The 21915-nt window shown below is 69.7% G+C and carries 27 protein-coding genes; 14 read left to right on the plus strand and 13 right to left on the minus strand.

The genetic code is table 11. From position 1 onward, the window contains the following. Positions 1 to 61: 61 nt before the first annotated feature. Complete coding sequence (locus tag LI336_RS04195; RefSeq protein WP_227131368.1) at positions 62 to 454, minus strand: OsmC family protein; 393 nt, start codon at positions 452 to 454, stop codon at positions 62 to 64. Positions 455 to 621: 167 nt separating this feature from the next. Here LI336_RS04195 and LI336_RS04200 point away from each other — a divergent pair, with 167 nt between their 5' ends. Further along, positions 622 to 1101 (plus strand): 50S ribosomal protein L11, encoded by a 480-nt coding sequence (locus LI336_RS04200; protein ID WP_227131369.1) that lies wholly within the window; start codon positions 622 to 624, stop codon positions 1099 to 1101. 61 nt (positions 1102 to 1162) lie between these two features. Here the strand turns inward: LI336_RS04200 and LI336_RS04205 are convergent, their stop codons facing one another. After that, a complete protein-coding gene (locus LI336_RS04205) occupies positions 1163 to 2788 on the minus strand; it encodes a sensor histidine kinase (RefSeq protein ID WP_227131370.1) in 1626 nt (541 codons plus the stop codon). 209 nt (positions 2789 to 2997) lie between these two features. Here LI336_RS04205 and LI336_RS04210 point away from each other — a divergent pair, with 209 nt between their 5' ends. The 6 genes from LI336_RS04210 (at position 2998) to LI336_RS04235 (ending at position 7001) form a co-directional block, all read left to right on the plus strand. Then, a complete protein-coding gene (locus LI336_RS04210) occupies positions 2998 to 3639 on the plus strand; it encodes a 50S ribosomal protein L1 (RefSeq protein WP_227131371.1) in 642 nt (213 codons plus the stop codon). Further along, on the plus strand, positions 3636 to 4688 hold the full coding sequence (locus LI336_RS04215) for a 50S ribosomal protein L10 (RefSeq protein ID WP_227131372.1): 1053 nt from the start codon (positions 3636 to 3638) through the stop codon (positions 4686 to 4688). The genes LI336_RS04210 and LI336_RS04215 overlap by 4 nt, the downstream gene beginning before the upstream one ends. Before the next feature lie 6 nt (positions 4689 to 4694). Then, the gene (gene rpl12p / locus LI336_RS04220) at positions 4695 to 5045 is read left to right on the plus strand and encodes a 50S ribosomal protein P1 (protein WP_227131373.1); all 351 of its coding nucleotides are present in this window, start codon (positions 4695 to 4697) and stop codon (positions 5043 to 5045) included. A 151-nt stretch (positions 5046 to 5196) separates the two neighbouring features. Next, complete coding sequence (locus LI336_RS04225) at positions 5197 to 6396, plus strand: tripartite tricarboxylate transporter permease (RefSeq protein WP_227131374.1); 1200 nt, start codon at positions 5197 to 5199, stop codon at positions 6394 to 6396. Between the two features lie 156 nt (positions 6397 to 6552). Further along, positions 6553 to 6732, plus strand: coding sequence for an HVO_2753 family zinc finger protein (locus LI336_RS04230; RefSeq protein WP_227131375.1), 180 nt, complete (start codon positions 6553 to 6555; stop codon positions 6730 to 6732). Between the two features lie 2 nt (positions 6733 to 6734). Next, positions 6735 to 7001: an elongation factor 1-beta gene (locus LI336_RS04235; protein ID WP_227131376.1), complete on the plus strand. Its 267-nt coding sequence runs from the start codon at positions 6735 to 6737 to the stop codon at positions 6999 to 7001. A gap of 87 nt (positions 7002 to 7088) precedes the next feature. Here LI336_RS04235 and LI336_RS04240 read toward each other — a convergent pair whose 3' ends face one another. Further along, positions 7089 to 7778 (minus strand): MBL fold metallo-hydrolase, encoded by a 690-nt coding sequence (locus LI336_RS04240; protein WP_227131377.1) that lies wholly within the window; start codon positions 7776 to 7778, stop codon positions 7089 to 7091. Positions 7779 to 7922: 144 nt separating this feature from the next. Here LI336_RS04240 and LI336_RS04245 point away from each other — a divergent pair, with 144 nt between their 5' ends. Beyond that, a complete protein-coding gene (locus tag LI336_RS04245; RefSeq protein WP_227131378.1) occupies positions 7923 to 9629 on the plus strand; it encodes a TraB/GumN family protein in 1707 nt (568 codons plus the stop codon). After that, entirely contained in the window at positions 9626 to 10240 is a 615-nt protein-coding gene (locus LI336_RS04250) for a metalloprotease (protein WP_227131379.1), read from the plus strand. Before LI336_RS04245 ends, LI336_RS04250 begins: the two co-directional genes overlap by 4 nt. Before the next feature lie 257 nt (positions 10241 to 10497). On the opposite strand, the gene LI336_RS04255 is transcribed toward LI336_RS04250, so the two are convergent. The 3 genes from LI336_RS04255 to LI336_RS04265 form a co-directional block, all read right to left on the minus strand. After that, a complete protein-coding gene (locus tag LI336_RS04255) occupies positions 10498 to 10794 on the minus strand; it encodes a DUF8036 family membrane protein (RefSeq protein WP_227131380.1) in 297 nt (98 codons plus the stop codon). A gap of 1 nt (position 10795) precedes the next feature. Then, positions 10796 to 11071: a winged helix-turn-helix domain-containing protein gene (locus LI336_RS04260; RefSeq protein WP_227131381.1), complete on the minus strand. Its 276-nt coding sequence runs from the start codon at positions 11069 to 11071 to the stop codon at positions 10796 to 10798. 72 nt (positions 11072 to 11143) lie between these two features. Further along, positions 11144 to 12604: a molybdopterin-dependent oxidoreductase gene (locus LI336_RS04265; protein WP_227131382.1), complete on the minus strand. Its 1461-nt coding sequence runs from the start codon at positions 12602 to 12604 to the stop codon at positions 11144 to 11146. Between the two features lie 209 nt (positions 12605 to 12813). On the opposite strand from LI336_RS04265, the gene purM reads away from it, so the two are divergent. Beyond that, a complete protein-coding gene (gene purM / locus LI336_RS04270; RefSeq protein WP_227131383.1) occupies positions 12814 to 13833 on the plus strand; it encodes a phosphoribosylformylglycinamidine cyclo-ligase in 1020 nt (339 codons plus the stop codon). A 29-nt stretch (positions 13834 to 13862) separates the two neighbouring features. On the opposite strand, the gene LI336_RS04275 is transcribed toward purM, so the two are convergent. The 4 genes from LI336_RS04275 to LI336_RS04290 form a co-directional block, all read right to left on the minus strand. Further along, positions 13863 to 14525, minus strand: a complete 663-nt coding sequence (locus LI336_RS04275) for a helix-turn-helix domain-containing protein (RefSeq protein ID WP_227131384.1) — start codon at positions 14523 to 14525, stop codon at positions 13863 to 13865. A gap of 471 nt (positions 14526 to 14996) precedes the next feature. Then, complete coding sequence (locus tag LI336_RS04280; protein ID WP_227131385.1) at positions 14997 to 15206, minus strand: hypothetical protein; 210 nt, start codon at positions 15204 to 15206, stop codon at positions 14997 to 14999. Between the two features lie 103 nt (positions 15207 to 15309). Further along, the gene (locus tag LI336_RS04285) at positions 15310 to 15861 is read right to left on the minus strand and encodes a CBS domain-containing protein (protein WP_227131386.1); all 552 of its coding nucleotides are present in this window, start codon (positions 15859 to 15861) and stop codon (positions 15310 to 15312) included. Positions 15862 to 15943: 82 nt separating this feature from the next. Further along, entirely contained in the window at positions 15944 to 16306 is a 363-nt protein-coding gene (locus LI336_RS04290; protein WP_227131387.1) for a DUF555 domain-containing protein, read from the minus strand. A 421-nt stretch (positions 16307 to 16727) separates the two neighbouring features. On the opposite strand from LI336_RS04290, the gene LI336_RS04295 reads away from it, so the two are divergent. Continuing rightward, on the plus strand, positions 16728 to 16898 hold the full coding sequence (locus tag LI336_RS04295) for a hypothetical protein (RefSeq protein ID WP_227131388.1): 171 nt from the start codon (positions 16728 to 16730) through the stop codon (positions 16896 to 16898). Positions 16899 to 17009: 111 nt separating this feature from the next. On the opposite strand, the gene moaC is transcribed toward LI336_RS04295, so the two are convergent. The 3 genes from moaC to LI336_RS04310 form a co-directional block, all read right to left on the minus strand. Beyond that, positions 17010 to 17552 (minus strand): cyclic pyranopterin monophosphate synthase MoaC, encoded by a 543-nt coding sequence (gene moaC / locus LI336_RS04300; RefSeq protein WP_227131389.1) that lies wholly within the window; start codon positions 17550 to 17552, stop codon positions 17010 to 17012. After that, positions 17545 to 18990 (minus strand): NAD(P)H-hydrate dehydratase, encoded by a 1446-nt coding sequence (locus LI336_RS04305; RefSeq protein WP_227131390.1) that lies wholly within the window; start codon positions 18988 to 18990, stop codon positions 17545 to 17547. Before LI336_RS04305 ends, moaC begins: the two co-directional genes overlap by 8 nt. A 116-nt stretch (positions 18991 to 19106) precedes the next feature. Continuing rightward, positions 19107 to 19385 (minus strand): acylphosphatase, encoded by a 279-nt coding sequence (locus tag LI336_RS04310; protein ID WP_227131391.1) that lies wholly within the window; start codon positions 19383 to 19385, stop codon positions 19107 to 19109. A 150-nt stretch (positions 19386 to 19535) separates the two neighbouring features. Here LI336_RS04310 and LI336_RS04315 point away from each other — a divergent pair, with 150 nt between their 5' ends. The 3 genes from LI336_RS04315 to LI336_RS04325 all read left to right on the plus strand — a co-directional run bounded on the left by LI336_RS04315 (position 19536) and on the right by LI336_RS04325 (position 21910). Beyond that, positions 19536 to 20672: a M24 family metallopeptidase gene (locus tag LI336_RS04315; protein WP_227131392.1), complete on the plus strand. Its 1137-nt coding sequence runs from the start codon at positions 19536 to 19538 to the stop codon at positions 20670 to 20672. Between the two features lie 78 nt (positions 20673 to 20750). Further along, complete coding sequence (locus LI336_RS04320) at positions 20751 to 21293, plus strand: GNAT family N-acetyltransferase (protein WP_227131393.1); 543 nt, start codon at positions 20751 to 20753, stop codon at positions 21291 to 21293. A gap of 65 nt (positions 21294 to 21358) precedes the next feature. Next, the gene (locus LI336_RS04325; protein ID WP_227131394.1) at positions 21359 to 21910 is read left to right on the plus strand and encodes a PaaI family thioesterase; all 552 of its coding nucleotides are present in this window, start codon (positions 21359 to 21361) and stop codon (positions 21908 to 21910) included. The last annotated feature ends 5 nt before the right edge of the window (positions 21911 to 21915 follow it).

A 21915-nucleotide genomic window follows, 5' to 3' on the forward strand; every position in this document is an offset into this window, starting at 1 on the left:
GTTCCGCTGCAATCACTCGAAGAAAACGAGTTAGCTGCTGGCGAGCGCTACCGAGTGCGTCTCAGAACGCGTCGCCGGTGAGCGAGACGTCCGCGTGGAGGTCGGTCTTCAGGGCGTCGTGGACCTTGCACAGCTCCTCGGCGCGCGAGACGACCGCCTCGGCCTTGTCGCCGACGTCGCCCGCGACGGACACGTCGAAGCTGATCGCCGCGAGCTTGTCGTCGTCGTTCAGGTCGCCGGTCACGTCGATCTCGACGTGCCCGAGGTCGCCCGCCTGCCGCTGCTCGGCAGCGACGCGGAGCGCGGGTACGAAACACGCCGCGTACGTGCTGAGGAGCGTCTCGAGCGTATCAGGCGCGTCCTCGCCTGTCGCGTCGACCGTCTGCTCGAAGTCGCGAATCGTCGTCGTCGTACTGAACCCTTCCTCGGAGACGGAATGAACTTGCTTGGACATACACGCAAGGTTACACTCGGAACCCGGGTAAGCGTTGCCGTTGCGGAACGCTATCACGCCGCAACACGGCCGGAGACGGGCGCGCTCGCGACCCGACCGATGCAGCCCGGCCGACACGTCGCCCGAGAAAGGTAAGGGTTAAAACTCGCCCGAGGCACCTATCGAGTATGGCTGGAACCATCGAAGTGCTCGTTCCGGGTGGACAGGCCAACCCTGGCCCGCCGCTCGGTCCCGAGCTCGGTCCCACACCCGTGGACGTGCAGGCTGTCGTCAGTGAGATAAACGAACAGACGGAAGCGTTCGACGGGACGGAAGTCCCCGTGACCGTCGAGTACGACGACGACGGCTCGTTCAGCATCGAGGTCGGTGTACCCCCGACCGCGGAGCTCATCAAGGACGAAGCCGGGTTCGACACCGGAAGCGGCGAACCCCACGAGGAGTTCGTCGCGGACCTCACCGTCGACCAGGTCAAGCAGATCGCCGAGCAGAAGCTCACGGACCTGCTCGCGTACGACTCCAAGCAAGCGGCGAAGGAAGTCGTCGGGACGTGCACGTCGCTGGGCGTGACGATCGAAGGCGAGAACCCGCGCGAGTTCAAGGAGCGCATCGACGCGGGCGAGTACGACGACACGTTCGCTGACGCCTGACCACAGGCATTCTCTCACTCGTTTCGACGTAGCCCTCAGCGACAGCGTCGTGCAGCCAGGTTCAGTGCTCCGGGTAGACGGTCGGGACGTCGACGTGGACGACCGTTCCGTCGTCGCACGTGCTCGTGATGGTGCCGTCGGCGCGTTCGACGAGCCAGCGCGCGATCCAGAGGCCGAGGCCTTCGCCGTGGTCGACGGGCGAGGCGTCGAGGCCGCCGGCGAGGAGGTCGCGTTCGACGTCGGGGAGCCCCGGGCCGTTGTCGCTGACGGTGAGGTGGACGCGGTCCTCGTCGTCGCGCGCGGTGATGGCGACGTCGCGGTCCGCGGGCGGTCTGTCGTTGTGGATGCGCGCGTTCTCGACGAGTTCCGCGAGCGCGGTGCGGACCCCGTCCCCGTCCGCGACGACGACGTCGTCCGGGACGTCCACGGTGACGTTCGCCGCGGACGGCCCGTCGGCGGCCGCGGTCGCTTCCGCGACCACCGACGAGAGCGGTGCGGGGGCGCGACCCGCGGTCGCGTCCCGGATGCGGTCCTCTATCATCCGCGCGTTGTCACTGATCTCGAGGGTATCCTGCACCGCGGCCTCGATGGCTGTGGCGTGCTTCTCCACGTCCGCGTCGTCCTCGCGGAGCGAGTTCGAGTGCCCGAGCACGAGGTTCATCTCGTTCCTGACGTTGTGTCGGAGCACGCGGTTCAGGACCCTGAGCTGACTCTCGCGTTGCTCGAGGCGGATGCCGACGCGATTGAAGCGGTCGTCGATCTCGTCCCACTCCTCGGTCCCGGACAGCTCGACGTCGACGTCGTACTCGCCGTTCTCGAGCGCGCTCAGGCCGGCGCGGAGGTCCGCTATCTGCCGGATGTTCGTCCGGTACGTCCAGTAGCCGACGGCGCCGACCGAGCAGAGGACGACGAGGAGCGCGGCGCCCTGGACGACGGACACCCACTGGAGGCGCGTGGTGATGGCCGACCGGTCCTGTTCGACGACGACCACCCAGTCCGTCTGCGCGACCGGTTCCGTCGCGCGGAACGTGCGTCCCGGGATCGGGTCGCCGTCGTAGAGCGTCCCCGACTTCGAGTGCACGGTGACGGTCTGGTCGGGGCCGACGAGGTGACTGAGGTCCGAGAACACGCCGTGCTGGTCCGCCTCGGGGTCCTCGATGTGGATGGCGGCGTTCAGCGTCCCGACGACCTGCATCCCGTCGCGGACGGGCGTGCTGACGACGACGACGAGGTTCCCGGAGTCCGCGCGGAACGGCTCGCTCACGTACACCCTGCCATCGAGAGCCTCCTGGACGTACCGCCGGTCGCGCAGGTCCGCCCCGACCACGCGCTCGCGTTCCGTCTCGTTCGTGTCCTCTGCGTCGAACGCCATCACCGTCCCGTTCGCCGCGACGACGCTCCCACCGTCGAACTGCGACGTCGTCAGGAAGTCGTGCAACGCCACCGACTGGTCCACGGAGCCGTGGTCGGCCATGCCGTGCATCCGCGAGCCGACCAGCACCAGTTGCTCCTTCGCCTCGAGTTGCGTGTGGAGGTTGTGCGAGACCGTCGCCGCCGTCTCGTTCACGCTCGCTTGCTCGTGGTCGACGATGTCGTCCGCGTGCAACGCGAACCCCGCGTAGACCGTGCTCCCGAGGACGACCGAGAGCACGACCAGGAGGCCGACGAGCGTCGTCGACAGGCGCATCTGACCGAACTCACGCGGGACACACATATGAGCGCACTGGGCGATTCACCCCGCCGTTCGCACGGCCACCACGCACGGCCCTGCGTCGCGCTCCCGTAGGTCCAGCACTTCGACGGGTTTAAGAGTCCGTTGGGTCACGTTCCAAGCGAGACAGGCTTCGCCTGTTTCACTGACCCGTAGGAGCACTACGCGTACTACGGAGGTGAACGATGGCAGACCAGGATATAGAGAACGCAGTCTCTCGCGCACTCGAGGACGCACCCGACCGGAACTTCCGGGAGACGGTGGACCTCGCGATCAACTTGCGCGACCTCGACCTCAACGACCCGTCGAAGCGTATCGACGAGTCAGTGGTATTGCCGGCCGGAACAGGCCAAGAGACCCGCATCGTCGTCATTGCAGACGGCGAGACGGGACTCCGCGCCGAAGACGTCGCCGACGAAGTTCTCGACGGCGACGATCTGGCCGACCTCGGAGACGACGACGACGCAGCGAAGGACCTCGCTGGGGAGACCGACTTCTTCATCGCCGAAGAGGCGAAGATGCAGGACGTCGGTCGCTACCTCGGGACCATCCTCGGTCCCCGCGGGAAGATGCCGACCCCGCTCGGTCCAGACGACGACGTCGTCGAAACCGTCAACCGCATGAAGAACACGGTCCAGCTCCGTTCCGGTGACCGCCGCACGTTCCACACGCGCGTCGGCGCCGAGGACATGACGGACGAGGACATCGGTGACAACATCGACGTCATCATCCGTCGTCTCGAGGCGAACCTCGAGAAGGGCCCGCTCAACATCGACTCCATCTTCGTGAAGACGACGATGGGCCCGAGCGTGGAGGTGCCCGCATGAGCGCCGAAGCGGAGCGCAAGACCGAGAACCTCCCCGAGTGGAAGCGCGAGGAGGTCGCGGACCTCGTCGAGACCATCGAGTCCTACGACTCGGTCGGTGTCGTCAACATCGCGGGCATCCCGAGCCGACAGCTCCAGGCGATGCGCGCGGACCTCTGGCCGAACACGGAACTCCGTGTCAGCCGGAACACGCTCCTCGTGCGTGCGCTCGAGGAGGTCGACGAGGGCGTCGAGGACCTGACCGAGCACATCGCCGGTCAGGTCGGTCTCATCGGGACGAACGACAACCCGTTCGCGCTCTACAAGACGCTGGAAGCGTCGAAGACCCCCGCCCCGATCAACGCGGGCGAGGTCGCGCCGAACGACATCGTCATCCCGGAGGGCGACACCGGCGTCGACCCCGGGCCGTTCGTCGGCGAACTCCAGCAGGTCGGTGCGCAGGCGCGCATCATGGAGGGCTCCATCAAGGTCACGGAGGACTCCACGGTCCTCTCGGCCGGCGAGGAGGTCTCCGACGACCTCGCGAACGTCCTGAGCGAACTCGGCATCGAGCCCAAGGAAGTCGGGCTCGACCTCCGCGCCGTGTTCTCCGAGGGCGTCATGTTCGACCCCGAGGACCTGGACATCGACGTCGACGCGTACCGCGACGACGTCGCCGCAGCTGCCGCGGGTGCCCGGAACCTCTCCGTCAACGCGGTCTATCCGACCGCGCAGACGGCGTCGACGCTGCTCGCGAAGGCGACGGGCGAAGCGAAGTCCGTCGGCTTGCAGGCAGCGATCGAGAGCCCGGACCTCGCGGACGACCTCGTCGCGAAGGCGGACGCGCAGGTGCGTGCGCTCGCGGCGATGGTCGACGACCCCGAGGCGCTCCCGGAGGAACTGCAGGACGTGGAAGCGCCTGCGGCGGCCGCCGAGGACGCTGCTGACGAGGGCGAGGACGAATCGACTACTGAAGAAGACGATACCGAGGCGGACGCCGAGGACTCCGACGACGACGATGACGACGACGAGGAGGCCGGTGGCGACGCGCTCGGCAACATGTTCGGATAAATCACAATGGAGTACGTTTACGCAGCACTCATCCTGAACGAGACGGGCGAAGAGATCAGCGAAGACAACATCACGGGCGTGCTCGAGGCCGCCGGCGTCGACGTGGAGGAATCCCGCGTCAAGGCGCTCGTCGCAGCGCTCGAGGACGTCGACATCGACGAGGCCGTCGCCGAGGCGGCCGCAGTCCCCGCGGGCGGTGCCGCAGCGGGCGGCGCAGCCGGTGGCGACGAGTCCGCCGACGAGAGCGGCGACGACGAGGACGAGGACGTCGAGGAGACGTCCGACGTCCCGGACACGAGCGACGACGACGAGGACGAGGAGGCCAGCGGCGAGGGCCTCGGCGACCTCTTCGGCTGAACGCGCGCTCGACTAGCTTTCGACCTTTCTTTGACGCGTCGACCGGGTAGCGGTGGCGCTGTCTCGCGGTGGGCTCCCTGTGCGTGCGGTGGTGAGGTGCCTCGGCGAGCGGTGCGTGGGTTCTTCCGCGATGGCGCGGCCACGGTCGGTGATGGTGGGCGTGGACGTGGCCGTGGGGCTCGTGGTGGGCGTGAGCCTGGGGTGCGTGTCGGGGTTGACGCCGGGCGTGCACGCGAACGCGTTCGCGCTCCTGCTCGCCGGCGTCGCGCCGTCGATGCCGGGGAGTCCGCTGGCGGTCGGGGTGGCGGTCCTGGGTGCGGGCGTGACGCATTCGTTCGTGGACGTGGTGCCCGCGATCTCGCTCGGGGTGCCGGACGCGGCGATGGCGGCGACGGCGCTCCCGGGGCATCGGCTCGTGCTGGCGGGGCGGGGGCGGGAGGCGCTCCGGGTGTCGGCGCTCGGGAGTCTCGGGGCGTGTGCGTTCGCGCTCGTCGCGGCGTGGCCGGTGACGGAAGCGATGCGCGTGCTCGTCCCGGTCTTGAACGCGCACCTGTCGGTGGTGCTCGTGGTGGCGACGCTCGCGCTCGCGGCGACCGAGCGGTCGTGGCGGCACCGCGCGGCCGCGGTCGCGGTCGCCGCTCTCGCGGGCGGGTTCGGCGCGCTCGCGCTCGACGTCGAGGTGTCGGGGCCGCTCGGTGAGAGCGTGCTCGCCGCGATCTTCGGCGGGCTGTTCGGCGCGCCCGTGCTCCTGGACGCGCTCGACGGCGACGGCGTCCCGCCGCAGGGCGACGCCGCTCTGCGAGGGTCGCCGGTCGCACTCGCGGGTGCCGCGCTCGCCGGCACCGCGGGCGGCGGCGCGGTCGGCTACCTCCCCGGCGTCTCCAGCGGCGTCGCCGCCGTCCTCGCGCTCGCGGTCGTCCCCGGCGACGCCGGCGACCGCGGCTACCTCGCAACCGTCTCCGGCGTCAACACCGCGAACGCCATCTTCGCCGTGTTCGCGCTCGTCGCGTTCGGGACGCCGCGGACGGGCGTCCTCGTCGCGTTCGACGACATCGGCGCACCGCTCGTCCTTCCCGTGCTCGTCGCCGCGGTCGTCGTCGCCGGCGTCACGGGCGCGCTCGTCGTCGTCACCGTCGGCGACCGCTACCTCGCCGTCGTCGGCGCGGCCGACCAGCGGACCGTCGTCGCACTCGCCCTCCTCGCCCTCGCACTCGCCGCGTGGACGTTCGCGGGCGTCGTCGGCTGCTGTCTGTTCGCCGTCGCCACCGTCGTCGGTCTCGCGCCCGTCCGCCTCGGCGTCAAACGCGTCCACCTCATGAGCGTCCTCACCCTCCCCATCGCCCTCGGCTGACGCACGGACGAACCGGACCCTGCGACCATGCGCTCGCAGGCTGCCCCTGCGGTCAGTGCAGAACACCTCTGGAACCGGCGACCTGGCGGTCGCCGGATGCTCAGGGAGTCGGCAAGAAAGACAACCGTTATACCCAAACGCCTCACACGGTGTTGTATGAGCGAGTCACGAACAACGGAGCAGCGCCGGTGCATCTCCTGCGGGCTCAACATCGCAGGCACGAACGCCGCGCGCTTCAAGTGCCCCGACTGCGGGGACGTCATCTTCCGATGCGCGAAGTGCCGGAAGCAGAGCAACCTCTACGAGTGTGACGACTGCGGCTTCGAGGGGCCATAACAATGGGGAAGGTCGCCGCGAAGATCAAGGTCATGCCGCAGAGCCCCGAGATCGACCTGGACGACCTCCAGGACCGTCTCGAGGATTCGCTCCCCGAGGGCGCAAAAATCAACGGCGTCGAGCGTGACGATGTCGCGTTCGGTCTCGTCGCACTCCTGCCGACGGTCATCGTCCCCGACGACGCAGGTGGGACGGAAGCCGTCGAGGAGGGCTTCGCCGAGGTTGAGGGCGTCGAGTCCATCAGCGTTGAATCCGTCGGCCGCATCTAAGCGGCTCCCGCTTCTTCAACCGTTTTCACCCTCGCATAGCCACGGCGTCGTGTCGCGAGATCCCGTGTCGCCGTAGAACTCTCGTCGTCAGTCGTCGAGCGGTTGCGTTGCGAGGTCGGCGATGCGGTCGGTGCCGTCGTCGACGAGTCCGCCGTGATAGCAGAGCGTCCGGTCGACGTCGAGGTCGGCGAGCGCGTGAAGGGAGTCGTGGGCGCGTTCCTGATCGGGCGTGTACTGGGGTTTCGGGCCGTGGAGGCGGTCGTCGCCGTGGTCGGCGACGAGCGCGTCGCCGGCGAGGAGGAGGCGGTGGTCGGGGAGGTACAGCGAGACGTGACCGGGGCTGTGCCCGGGCGTGTTCACGACGCGCATCGGACCGGCGGTCGTGTTCAGTGCTTCGTCGCCGACGAGTTCGAGGTCGACGGTCGCGGGCGGGTACCGGTCGCTCTCCGGGTCGGCCTTCACGGGGAACTCGCGGCCATCGACGTACGGCGCCTCGTCGGTGTGCGCGACGACGAACGCGTCCACCTCGTCTTCGAGGGCTTCGAGTGCGCCTGCGTGGTCGCCGTCGTGGTGCGTGAGGACGACGGTCGAGACCTCGGCGAGTGCGAACCCGGCGGCGTCGAGTGCTTCGCGGATTTTCGGGACGGCGCCGGGGAGGCCGACGTCGACGAGGACGAGTCCGCGCGTGGTCTCGACGGCGACGGGGTGGAGTTCGAGTGCTCTGCCGTCGTGCTCGTAGGGGACGGCGAGGTCGTGCACGCCATCGGGGAGTGTCATGCGTTCGCGTACGGCGACCAGCGTGGTATCGGTTCGGGTCCCGGCGTCGTGCTCGCTGGCGGGCCCGGAACCGCCGGCGGGGAGTGCGTGGGGCGCTGGCACGGTCCGACACGTGTTTATGAGGCCACGCGGTAGCGTGGAGTGATGACTGACGTGGCACCGCCGACGCCGGGGCCGACGGCACCGGACCCGGCGGACGGCGAGGGGAGCGTGCACGTCCTCGGGACGGCGCACGTCTCCCAGGAGTCCGTCGACGAGGTCGAACGGACGATCGATGAGCGACATCCGGACGTCGTCGCGGTCGAACTCGACGAGGGCCGGTACCGGCAGCTCCGCGGGGAGACGCCCGACGACCTCGACCCGACGGACCTCCTGTCGGGGAACACCGTCTTCCAGTTCCTCGCGTACTGGATGCTGAGTTACGTGCAGGCGCGCCTCGGTGACCGGTTCGACGTGACGCCGGGCGCGGACATGCTCGCCGCGGTCGAGTCCGCGGAGGAACGCGGGCTCGGCGTGGCGCTCGTCGACCGCGACATCCAGACGACCATCCAGCGGTTCTGGAAGCGGATGACGTTCTTCGAGAAGCTCCAGACCGCGAGCGGGCTCGCGTTCGGGGCCGCGGACCCGCGCCTCGTCGGCGTGACCGTCGGGCTCGTCCTCGGCGTGTTCCTCGCGCCTCTCCTCGGGTTCGGGCTGCCGCTCGCGGGCGTGCTCACCGACGCCGGCCTGCTCTCCATCGCGAGCGGGGGGCTCGCCGCTGGCGTCGTCGGGTACGCGTCACTGACCGTGACGGACCGTTACCTCGACGAGTGGACGAGCATGGTCGCCGCCGCCGCGGTCGGCATCGGCGTCGGCGCCGCGGTCGCCGTCACCGGCGTCCTCGACCCGTACCTCGGTGGCATCGTCGCCGGGCCGCTCCGGAACCTGCTCGCGGGCGGGTTCGTCGGCATCGGCGGCGGCATCGCAGTCGGCGTCGCACTCGGCGTGTTCTTCGACGCGCTCGGCGTCGGGAGCGGCGAGGACGTCGAGGAGTTCGACGTCGACCAGATGACGGACGCGGACGTCGTGACGGTGATGATGGAGGAGTTCCGCCAGTTCAGCCCCGGCGGGGCGAGCGCGCTCATCGACGAGCGCGACGCGTACATCGCGCACAACCTCGTCGCGCTCCGCGAGAAGGGCTACGACGTCGTCGCGGTCGTCGGCGCCGGGCATCGCGCCGGCATCGAGGAGTACCTCGAACACCCAGATCGGCTCCCGCCGATGGACGACCTCGTCGGGACCGAGTCCGGGTCGCGGTTCTCCATCGCGAAGCTGTTCGGGTACCTCATCACGCTCGGGTTCGTCGCGTTCTTCTCGCTCCTCGTCCTCGGCGGCGCCGAGGACGCGTTCCTCCTGCGGCTGTTCGCGGCGTGGTTCCTGTTCAACGGGACGTTCGCGTTCGTGCTCACGAAGCTCGCCGGCGGGCACTGGTCGAGCGCGAGCGTCGCCGGCGCGGTCGCGTGGATGACGAGCCTCAACCCCCTGCTCGCGCCCGGGTGGTTCGCGGGGTACGTCGAACTCCGGAAGACCCCGGTGAACGTCGCGGACATCGGGAAGCTCAACGACATCCTGAACGACCAGGAGTCCCCGCTCATGGACGTCGTCCGGAACCTCTTCGCGGTGCCGCTGTTCCGGCTCATCATGGTGGTCGCGGCGGCGAACATCGGGAGTCTCGTCGCGAGCGTCCTCTTCCCGGTCGTCGTCCTCCCGTGGCTCGCGCCGGAGGTCGGCGGCATCCAGGGCGTCCTCGACCTCCTCGTGCAGGGCGCGGAGAACGGCATCGACATCGTCCGCGGAGTGGTCGGGCTGTGAGGACCTCGAACACCGAGATACGCGACCTCGGACTCGCGTGGATCGCGCTCTCGGTCGCGTTCGTCCTCCTGCTCTTCCGGAACGCGCTGTTCTCCGGAGAGGTCGTGGTCGTCGCGACGCTCTTCGGGATGTGCGCGCTCACCGCTGGCGTCGCCTTCCTCCTCCACGAGCTCGCGCACAAGGTCGTCGCGCAGCACTTCGGGCAGATCGCGGAGTTCCGCGCGGACTACCAGATGCTCGGACTCGCCATCCTGTCGGCGATGGTCGGGTTCCTGTTCGCCGCGCCCGGCGCGGTCTACCATCGCGGGAACATCACGCCGAAGCAGAACGGCCTCATCGCCATCGCCGGGCCCGTCACGAACCTCGTGCTCGCCGGCGTGTTCTTCGCGCTGTTCGTCGTCGCACCCGGTGGCGGCCTGCTGTCGACGGTCGCGAGCCTCGGCGTCTGGATAAACGCCTTCCTTGCGGGCTTCAACATGATTCCCTTCGGGCCGCTCGACGGGAAGACCGTCAAGGACTGGAGTTTTGGCGTGTTCGCGGTCGCGTTCGCCGTCATGGGCGGGCTCGCCGCGCTCGTCCTGTTCACGGACGTCGTCCCCATCGCGTTCTGACGCCACCGCTCCCGACGGCGTCGGTCCGGTGCTCGAGGGAACCCTTGACGCATCGGAGGCGTTATACGTCCACGAGAACGAGTCGAGAGTAGACGGCACGGACGGGGAGCCCCTTTCATCTCGCGTGGTTCGCCACTCGGGGCCGGCTCGCCGGCCTAACCCGTCGCTCTACACTCCAGAGCGACGGCTATTCTCGTTCGACGACCGGGGAGTCGCGGCGAACTGAACGGAACGGGGTTCGACGGGCGGCGGTCGGGTTACTTCAGCGTCACCCACGTCAGGAAGACGAGCGCGACGAACTGGAGGCCCCGGAGCGCGGCGACGGCCTGGTGGACGACCGGGTCCCCGCTGTACAGCATGTTCGTCGAGAAGAAGAAGTAGAGCGCGGTGACGTTCTCCAGGAGCATCACGAGCGAGAACGCGACGAGCCCCGCCGTCATCGGGGTCTTGAACGTCCGGTAGTTGCGCACCCAGACCGCGGTGAGGGTGAGAAGCAGTACGGCGTTCACTGCCGAGAACGCGCTCGCGACGACCAGCAGGGTACTCATTGCCATGTTAGTCCATCTCCTCCGTGATCCGCTCGAACTCCTCGCGGTGGTGCTCGAACCGGTCGGTCAGGAAGTACATCGCGCCGTAGTCCTCGCCGCCCTTCTCGACGACGTCGTGCTCTAAGAGCGTGTCGAGGTGGTAGCGGACGGTGTTGTAGTCGAGGTCGACGACCTCCGAGAGCTGGTTCGCGTTCCGTGGTCGGTCCTCGATGGCGCGGATGATCCGTACGCGGCTCTGGCCGCCTCGCGTGCCGACCAGGAGGTACCAGAGCGCTTTCTCCATTCCTGTCTGTTCCCGGTATCGAACACATCAGTTAAATCACCGTCGCATTCCACGGTCGTCGCCGTGCCCGGGTCACGGTCTGACCTCTCGACGCACCCACCCGGAGGGGCCGCTCGGGAACGACCGGGATTCCGTCTCGGGCTGGCGGCGGCCGGTGCCGTCGGTGGCGCGGACGACGACCTCGGTGGGGGCGTCGAGGTCGAGCGTCGCCTTCCACTGTCGCCAGACGTCGTCGCCCGGGAGCGGGTCGGTGAGGTCGGCGTCGCGCCACGTCTCGCAGTCGTCGGTCGAGACCTCGACGCGGTCGACGCCGCGGGTGCCGGCGTACGCGGGGCCGGCGACGGTGACGCGGCCGTCGCCGTGACGTTCGACCGCGTGGAGCTTCGCGACCGTCTCCACGGGGCCGGTGCCCTCCCAGCCTTTCTTCTCCCAGTAGCCGTCGACGGCCTCGTCGAGGAACTCGATCTCGGTGAGCCACTTCGTGTTCGTCTCGCCCCAGTGCCCGGGGACGAGTGCGCGCACGGGGAATCCGTGGCCTTTCGGGAGTTCCTTCCCGTTCATGCCGTACGCGAGCAGGCCGCCGCGGAGCGCTTCGAGCGGGAACTGGACGTGGTAGCCGTCGGCGGCGCGCAGCATCACGCACTCGCAGTCGCCCGTTGGCTCGGGTTCGTCGAGGAGCGCGTTCGTGGGGACGCCGGTCCAGACGGCGGTGTCTATCTTCTCGCCGTTCAGGTCGTCGCCGACGCACCGGAGCGTGTTGTACCGGTTCTCTGTGGGGAGCGCGCGGAGTTGCGCCATCGTGAACTCGCGTTCGGTGTCGACGGCGCCGGTGATGGAGACGGTGTGCGTGGCGGCGTTGCGCGACGGGTCGATGGCGTTGATGTCGACCTCGTAGTGCGCGCGCCGCGTCGAGACGAGGCCGCCGAGGCCGTCCACGTCGAACGAGGCGGGTGCGGCGGCGTCGAGCATCGCTCGTGGTTCGCTGCCGCCGACGTCCGCGGCGGATTCTGGCGTGCGGAGGATGCCCGCTGCGGAGCCGAGCGCTGCGAGCGCGGAGACGCTCGCGACGAGTTCGATGGTGCGGCGACGGTCGAGGTCGACGGTCGCGCCGGACGACCGGAGGAGCGCGACGGCGACGGGGACGGCCGCGCCGACGCCGGAGCCGATGGCGGCGAGCGGCGTCGTCGTCATGGCGTACGCGAGCAGGGCGACGGTGCCGGCCGTGGCGGTGACGGCCGCTGCCTTCGCGTCGGCGCGTCGGGCGACGGCGAGCCCGCCGAGTGCGACCGCGGCGAACGCGCCGACGGTGAGCGCGCCCGAGAGCGCGAGATGCAGGAGGTGGCCGGTGCTCCCGAGTTGCTCGATGCTGAACGTGACGAGCGCCGGCGGCGTCGCGTTCACGACGGCGGCGTCGACGCGACCGAGGACGAGCCGGTTCGTCGCGAGCCCGACCGCTGCGACGTTCCCGACGACCGCGAGCACGCCGGCGGCAACCGCGACGAGTGCGTCGTCGCGAGACGGCGAGAGGTCCATGCTGACTGAACGGAAGGCCGCTCCCGTTGAAGAGGGTTTTCCGGGTTCTCTCTAGAATCCGTTCGAGATTCCCCGCGGGATCGGTCGCCGACGGTCGGGGATTCCACGCGAGATCGGTCGCCGACGGTCGGGGATTCCACGCGGGCGCCCAGTTGCCGACGGTCGGGGATTCCGACGGACCTATGTGCTGGCCGGGCGGGCGTTCACGCATGACCGAAGACGCGGCCGGTGAGGACGCCGACGCGACCGAACCGACAGACGACGGCGAGGGGATGACGTACGCGGACGCGGGCGTGGACGTCGAGGAGTCGGAGCAGGCGACCGCGGCACTCCTCGACGCGGTCGGGAACGTCGTCGAGACCGAGTACGCGGGGTTGCTCGACATCGGCGACCAGTTCCTGTCGCTGGCGACCGACGGTGTCGGCACGAAGCTCCTCGTCGCGGAGGCACTCGGGGACTACTCGACGGTCGGTATCGACTGCATGGCGATGAACGTGAACGACCTCGTCGCGGCGGGCGTCCAGCCGGTCGCGTTCGTCGACTACCTCGCGGTCGACGAGCCCGACGAGGGGTTCGCCGAGCAGGTCGGCGAGGGCCTCCGGGTGGCCGCCGAGCGCGCGGACGTCTCGCTCCTCGGCGGTGAGACGGCGGTGATGCCCGAGGTCGTCTCCGGGCTCGACCTCGCGGGGACGGCTGCGGGGCTCGCGGACAAGGACGAGGTGTTCGACGGCGAGGCCGCCGTCGGGGACGAACTCGTCGCGTGGCCGTCGTCGGGCATCCACTCGAACGGCCTGACGCTCGCACGGAAGGCCGTGCAGTCCGAGTACGAGTACGACGACCCGTTCCCGGCCGACCCCGAGAAGACCATCGGCGAGGTGCTCCTGGAGCCGACGCGCATCTACACGGACCTCCTCGGGCCGATGCGCGAGCACGACGTTCGCGCGGCGGCGCACGTCACGGGCGGCGGCTGGCGGAACCTCTCCCGGATGGGCGAGTTCCGGTACGAGGTAGAGGATCCGTTCCCGGCCCAGGACGTGTTCGCGGTCGTGCAGGAGCTCGGGGACGTCGCGCCGCGTGAGATGTACGAGACGTTCAATATGGGGACCGGGTTCGTCGCGGCGGTCCCCGAGGGCCAGGGCGAGGCGCTCGCGGACGCGACCGAGGACGGGCGCGTCGTCGGCGAGGTCGCCGCCGGGGACGCGGTCGCTGTGCGCGGGATGGAACTGTAAGGCAGCGGCGGTCGCGTCGCCAGAAGCGGCTACGGGTTGCGCTTCTCGCCGTGGTCGTTCAGGACGTTCTTCAGGACGCGGTTCGCGCCGCGTCGAACGCGTTCGCTCGCAGCCTGCTGGCTGATGCCGAGGTCGGCGGCGACGTCCGAGAGCTTCCCGCCGCGAGGCACCTCGAAGTACCCGTGTTCGACGGCGGTGACGAGCGCGTCGTGTTGCTCGTCGGTGAGCCCGAGATCGAACGCGCCCACGGGGTCCTCTTCGAGCGTGTAGATGCGGTCGACGTGGAACTCGAGACCTTCCTCTTGACAGCTGTTGTGGAAGTCCTGGAGGCCGACGTGGTCGCGGAACCGGAGGTGGAACACCCATCGTTCGTTGCCTTGCGCCTGGAGGATGGTGGCCCCGGAGTTCTCGAGGATGCGCGTGAGGCTCGTGACGGTCTCGTGCCAGACGACGTGGTAGAGCACGCGGTCGTGGACGTGACTGAGCGCCTCCAGTGACTCCACGAGTTCGTTCTCGCGGACGGCGCGCTCGAACGCCTCGAAGTCGGGCGCTTCCGCCCAGAAGTACGGCATGACGTTCCGGCCGGTCGGGACGACGCGTTCCAGTTCGATGTGTACGTCATCGAGGACGCTCGTCACGCGCCCGAGGTCGAACGCGTCCGCGTCGATGGTGAGCTCCACGATGACTACCATGGCTATCCGAAGGCGGACTGCGGGTATAAAGACGTGTATCGAACAAGCACGGCGATTTCCCGTGCACCGAACTGGGATACGAACGTCGGCGGACGACCGCCGTGGCCTCGATGGAGGCCACGGGACCAGACAGGAGGGGGGAATCGGTCCCGTGTGCCTGCACCGGCCACGAGCGAGGTCCGACGACGCACCCGAAGGGAGACGAGGCATCGTCTCGTCGTGCTCGCAACTGGTCCAGCACCGACGCGAACGCGGCGACGCCCGACCGGGTGGCGCGAACGCGGTAACGCCCGACCGGGTGGCGTGAACGCGGTAACGCCCGACCGGGTGATGCGAACGCGGCGACGCCCTGCCCCGGCGTCGTCCCCCACCACGGCTCGGAGAGCCTTTCTCGACGGTGACGTCGTCACAGCAACGGCGCTCGCACATCGACGGTGTCGGTCGGCGTTCGTCGGCGGTCGCGACCGTCGGTCACTCGGTCGAGCCGTGGAGGTGGTGGACGTACCGTCGGACGAGTCCGCCGCCGACGACCAGTGCCGCGCCGAGTCCGAACAGGGGGAGCGTGGAGGCGACGAACGCCGGCGTGAGGTCGTTCCCTGCCGCGAGCGCGTACAGCAGGACGAACGAGCCGACGATGACGACGAGGCCGGCGAGCCGTCTGGTCGTCGATTCGGAGACCATGGACAGTAATTGCCGACGGTTATACTTAGGGCGTGCGTTCTCGAGTCGTTTCGACGCCCGGTCGCACGACGCGACGAGTGCTCGCGACCGCGTCCCGGCCCGCTCAGACCGAGAGGTGCGTGGCGATGTCCGCCTCGGTGACGATACCGACGAGCTGCCCGCCGTCCTTCACGATGACGGCGTCCTGGTGGTCGAGGTAGTTGTCGACCTCGTCGACGGTCGCCTCGGGCGCCACCGTCGCGAACCCCTCGTTCATCACGTCCGCGACCGGGAGCGCCTCGACGTCGCGGTCCTCGCGGTGCTCGCGGATGTCGCTGTTCGAGATGATACCGACCGGCGTCCCCGTCTCGTCGACGACCGGAAGCTGGCTGAACCCGGCCTCCCCCATGATGTCGATCGCGCCAGCGACGCTGTCGTCCATCCGCACGGTCACCACGTCGACGTGCATGATGTCGCGCGCTCGCCGTATCTCGCCTTCCGCCTCGTTCAGCGCCTCGACGATGCGGCGGAGCGTCGACAGTCGCGGGTCGACGTCGCCGCCCTCGATGCGTGCGACGAGCGGCTGGGAGACGTCGGCGGCGTCCGCGAGCTCGCTCTGCGTGAGGTCGAGCGCCTCACGGCGCTCCCGTAACTCCTCCTCCGTCGGCAGTTCCATACCCGAACGGGATTACCCGAAGTAATAAAAGTGTTGTCGGTCGCGAGCGACCGCGACCTCGAGAGGAACGCCCCGCGGCCGATTACTCGTCGTCCTCGTCTTCCTCGGTCAGGACCGTCTCCACGACCGAGAGCGGGACGTCCCGCAGCGCGCCGCCGACCTCGCTCTTCGCGATGCGCTTGGCGTGCTCCTCGCTGTCCGCGTTGAACACGTCCATCTCCAGCAGGAGGCCGACGAGTGCGGTGTCCGCGGCCACGAACGCGGAGTCGAAGACCTCGGCGCACGCCGGGCACTGCGTGCCGCCGACGTTCACCTCGACGTACTCCTTGCCCGAGTCGTTCAGTCGCTTCCCGGCTTCGCTGACCGCAACCCCGATGGCGTCCTCGACGTTGTCGACATCACGAACCAACCACGCGGCTTCCATCGCAACGAGGTAATTGCTCATACCAACCCGTGTGGGTTCGAGCAAGGCTAGGTTTGCGGTTCGTCCGCCCCACGGGCCGGCGTGGCGTGCCACGGCCCCGTCCTCGCGGCCGCGGGCCGTCAGCGGACGTCGCTCGACGCGTGCGACCGCTGGTCGCGACACGCGCACCGGCTGGCTCCCGCTCGTCACGCGTACCGGGTGGCTCCCGCTCATCACTGCGTAAGTTATGGCGAACCTACGGCGACGAGGGGCGAACGACCCTGGTTAGCGCGTGGTTGGAGAGCCGTAGAGGCGCCCCGAGTACCACCCAGGTCGCCTCGGAGACAACTCCGCTTGAACCGCCAGACTGCGTCGGGGTGCGCGAGACACCCTCACCCACCATCCATCCGAAACCCCCCGACAAGCTTATATAGGCAGTCGCGTAGCGTCAGGGTGAAGTCCGATGATAGAACGGGCACTCGCTGCCACGCTGTTCGCGCTGTACCAGGCCACCATCGCGATGGGCATCGCGCTCCTCCCGCTGGCACTCATCACCCGTCGGTTCGGGTTCACGCTCCCGGTCGACCGCCTCGTCGACGCCACGGAGCGCGCCTACGAGCACACCGCCCCCTGAACGCGCCGGCAGCACCACCGAACTGGCGATCGCTTCTCCGAACACTCGATGCCGACGGAGCCACTGCCACGCGAACGACCGAAGCGCAGTTCACGGCCGTCCGCTCGAAGCTCACTCCGTGACCGGCCGTTTCGTCTTCTCGACGACGCGCACGTCCTCGACGCGCGCGGTCGGGTACTCGCCGTCCCCGTCCTTCTCGACGGCTTTCACCATGTCGAAGACGACGTTCAGTCCCGTCGTCACCCCTTCGAGTGCCTCCATCTCGCAACCGGTCTTCCCCGTGGTCTCGACGGCGACGGTGAGCGATACCGCGTCGTCGTCGAACGCGAACTCGGTGTCGACGTTCGTGATGGGTATCTGGTGACAGAGCGGGATGGTCTCCCACGTGTGCTTGACCGCCTGGATAGCGCCGACGCGAGCCGTCGCCAGCACGTCGCCCTTCTCGACGTCGTCCGCGCGGATCGCGGCGACCGACGCGGGCGAGAGCGCGAGCCGGCCGCGGGCGACCGCGCGCCGCGCCGTCTCGGGTTTGTCGCCGACGTCGACCATGCTCGCCTCGCCGTCGTCCACGTGCGTCAGCGCCTCGCGGTCACCGCCGCCCCCGGTCCGGTCGTCGCCACCGAGCGGGCCGTCACCGTCGTCGCCCTCAGGCATCGCGCTCTCCCCACATCGCTCGCGGTACCTCGTCGAGCAGGTCGCTCGCGAGCAGGCCGTACCCCTGGTCGTCGACGACGGCGTCGCCGGCGGCGCCGTTGACGTACGCGCCGATCGCGCCCGCGGTGACGGCGTCGTGGGTCGCGAACAGCGCGCCGCAGACGCCCGCGAGGACGTCGCCGGTGCCGCCGACGGTCATCCCAGGGTTCCCCGTGCGGTTCACGCGCGTGGTGTCGCCGTCCGTGACGACGTCGTGCGCGCCCTTCACGAGGAGCGTCACGTCGAGCTCGGCGGCGAGCGCCTCGGCGTTCGCGGCGCGGTCGCGCCAGTCGTCGGCGGGCTCGCCACCCATCCGTTCGAACTCGCCCTGATGGGGCGTACAGAGGAGGTCGGCGTCCGTGTCGACGTCGGGAACCATCTGGAGTGCGTCCGCGTCCACGACCACCTTCCCGTCGTACAGCGAGAGGAAGTCCTCGACGGCGTCGAGCGTCCCGTCGCTCGCGCCCAGGCCCGGGCCGAGGACGACGCAGTCGGCGTCCAGCGCCTCGTCGAGCAACTGGTCGACGTGCCGTTCGAGCACGAGATCGCCCGCGAGCTCGCGGACGATGAGGCCCGCCTCGTACCCCTGGACGACGTCCGCGACGCGACTGGGCGTGGCGACGAACGCGAGGTCCGCGCCGGCACGCATCGCGGCCTGGCCGCTCAACGCCGGCGCGCCGGTGTAGGGACCGCCGCCGACGACGAGCACGCGCCCGAAGTCGCCCTTGTGCGCGTCGCTCGGTCGCGATATCGCCTGGAGGTCGCCGCGTTCGACGAACGTCTCCGCCGCGTCGGGGATGCCGATGTCCGCGACCGTCACGTCGACGTCGAGGTCGACGAGTCCGGGCTTCTGGTCGTGGAACGTCACGACGTGGTCCGCGTCGACCGCCACCCCCTCGGCCTCGCCGGTGTCCGCGTTCACGCCACTGGGGACGTCCACGGCGACGACGGTCGCGTCCGCGTCGTTGATCGCGCGAGCGGCGGTCGCCTCGGGTTCGCGGAGCGCGCCCGCGACGCCCGTGCCGAGCATCGCGTCCACGACGACGTCGCACTCGGGGAGCGAGAACGCCGTGGAGTCCCCGACCGTCCGCGTGTCGTACTCGGCGGCCTGGAGTGCGTCCCAGTTCTCGCGAGCGATGTCCGTCCCGATGTCGCCCGGGGCACCGAGGAGGACGGTCGTGACGTCGTACTCCTCGAGGAATCGCGCGGCGACGAACGCGTCCCCGCCGTTGTTCCCGCGGCCCGCGACGACGACCACGCGGTCGCCTGCGTCCGCGTCGGCGTGCTCGTGGACGACGCGCGCGACGGCGTGCCCCGAGCTCTCCATGAGTTGCTTCCGGGGGACGCCGAGCGCCGCGGCGTTCGCGTCCACCGCTGCCATCCTGTCGCTGGAAATCATGGTCGGAGGTTCGCTCGCCGACGTGAAAAAGGAGGCGTCGACGGGGCCGCAGGGGCGATGCGGGGGCGACGCGGGGTCGGCGCGGAGGTAGCGCGGAAGCGAAGGTGGTCCTACCGCTACCGGCGCACGCGGAATCCGTCGACGCCCTCGGGGTCGCCGTACTCGACGTCGACGTCGTCGACGCGCGCCGCGGGCGACCCCTCGTGGCAGAACGAGACCATCGCCTCGACGGCGGCGTGCTCGCCCTCGAAGACGGCTTCGACGCGCCCGTCGTCGAGGTTCCGCACCCAGCCGTCGACGCCCTCGGCCTGCGCGGTCTGTCGCGTGGTGTCCCGGAAGAAGACGCCCTGGACGCGCCCCGAGACGAAGACGTGCGCTCGCGTACGGTCGGTCATACTCGGATATCCGACCGCGGGCCTCTTGAACCGTGGGGGACCGTCGGGCGCCTGGACCCGGAGCGACACACCTGTGGCTCGAACCACGGATGGCGACGACGCCGGTCGCGGTGGGGAACCCTGAAGCCCCGTCCGGTCGACGACCCGAGTATGACAGCGCACGTCGACGAGGCGACGTTCCGCGACCGGACCGAGCGCGTGCAGCGCGCGCTCGCCGACGCCGACGCCGACCTCGCCGTCCTCTTCCCGAGTTCGAACCTCCACTACGTCGCGGGGTTCGACGAGGAGCCCGCCGAACGCCACCTGTTCCTGTTCGTCCCCAGGGACGGCGACCCCGCGTTCGTGGTACCGAGCCTCTACGAGAGCCAGGTCCGCGCGGAGTCGTGGGTCGACGCGGTGCACGCGTACGCCGACGACGCAGACCCGATGGCGGTCGTCGAGGACGTCCTCGACGACGTCCTGTGGGGCGTCGACGGGAAGCCGCGCGTGCTCGTCGACGATTCGATGTGGGCGACGTTCACGCAGGACCTCCGCGAGGCCGTCCCGGGCGCGTCGTGGGGGCTGGCGAGCGAGGCGCTGGAACCCGTTCGGGTCCGGAAGGACGACGCGGAGCTGGCGGCGCTCCGCGAGGCCGGCCGTGTCGCGGACGCGGTCAGCGAGTGGGTGCGGGCGCGCGGCGAGGACGTCGTGGGGATGACCGAGACCGAACTGGCGGGCGACATCGAAGGCGCGCTCCGCGAACGCGGTGCGAGCGGGCTGGCGTTCCCCGTCATCGTCGGCTCGGGACCGAACGGCGCGATGCCGCATCACACGCACGGGGACCGCGTCGTCGAGCGCGGCGACCCGGTGGTGCTCGACTTCGGCGGGTTCGTCGACGACTACCCGGGCGACCAGACGCGGACGGTCGTGTTCGCTGGCGATCCACCCGACGAGTTCGAGCACGTCCACGACGTCGTCCGCGAGGCACAGCAGGCGGGCGTAGACGCCGTCGAACCGGGTGTGGAAGCACGGGCGGTCGACGCCGCGGCGCGCGAGGTCATCGCGGACGCCGGGTACGGCGACGCGTTCGTGCATCGCACCGGTCACGGCGTGGGGCTGGCCGTCCACGAGTCGCCGTACGTCGTCGCCGGGAACGACCGCGAGCTCGAACCCGGGATGGTGTGCTCGATAGAGCCCGGCGTCTACCTCGACGGCGAGTTCGGCGTCCGCATCGAGGACCTCGTCGTCGTCACCGAGGACGGCTGCGAGCGACTGAACCACAGCGACCGCGGCTGGCGCGCCCCGTAGCTCGCGGTCGCCGTCGAGGACGGCGCCCGCGGCGTGGCACCCGCAACGCTTTGGACGGACACCGTCGTATGGTAACGTATGGCAAGTATCGCGAGCGTCACCTTCCGGGAAGCGACCGCGGACGACGTCGACGCCATCCGCGACGTGGCCCGAACGACCTGGGAATCGGACTACCCGAACGTCGTGAACCGCGAGTCCATCACCGACACCGTCGAGTCGTGGTACGGGGCCGACCAGCTCGCCGCCGACGTCCGCCGCGGTGACGCGCTCGTCCTCGTCGCCGAACGCCGCGACGCCGACGCCGCCAGCGACGAGACGACCGACGACGACACCACCATCGTCGGGTTCGTGCACGCCGTCGTCGACGGCGACCGCGGGACGCTCCTCCGCGCGTACGTCCACCCAGACGCACGCAGCGAGGGCCTCGGCCGCGGCCTCGTCGACGCCGCCCTCGACGCGTTCCGCGACCGCGGCTGCGAGCGCGCCGAAGCGATGGTACTCGCCCGTAACGACCCCGGGACCGCGTTCTACGAACGCCTCGGGTTCGAGCACGTCGCCACCGACACCACCATCGTCGGCGGCGACGGCTACGACGAACGCGTCTACCTCAAGTACCTCTGACCGTCGAGCACCCTCGACCGCGCCCCCCAAGCGTCAAGACGGGTTCGAGCGTACCGTCGCCCGAGATGAACGACGCGCAGGCGGACGCGACGCCCGACGTGTGGCCCGCTGACGAGCCCGTGCAGGCCGCGTGGCCGCACAACACGTGCTACGGCTGCGGGCAGGCGAACCCCGACGGCCACCAGCTCGAGAGCTACCTGAGCGACGACGGCGACGCGCTCGTCGCGACGTTCGACCCCGAGCCGACCCACGCCGCTGGCTACCCGGACTTCGTGTACGGCGGCCTGCTCGCGAGTATCGTCGACTGCCACAGCATCTGGACCGCGATGACCGCGCGCTACGTCGACGAGGGACGCCGACTCCTCGACGACGACCCGCTGCGCATGTACGTCACCGGCGAGCTGACGACGCGGTACCTCGCGCCGACGCCGATCGACGAACCCATCCACCTCCGCGCGTGGGTCGACGGCGACGTCGGCCCGAAGACCACCGTCGTCTGCGAGGCTGGCCCCGAAGGCGGCGACCCCACGGTCGAGGCCGAGGCGGTCGCCATCGAGATGCGCGACCCACCCGCTATCGACGCGGCGAGCGACTGGACGCACTTCCAGCACGGGTAGCCGAC

The organism is Halorubellus salinus (genome assembly GCF_020567525.1).
GTDB classification, from domain to species: domain Archaea; phylum Halobacteriota; class Halobacteria; order Halobacteriales; family Natrialbaceae; genus Halorubellus; species Halorubellus salinus.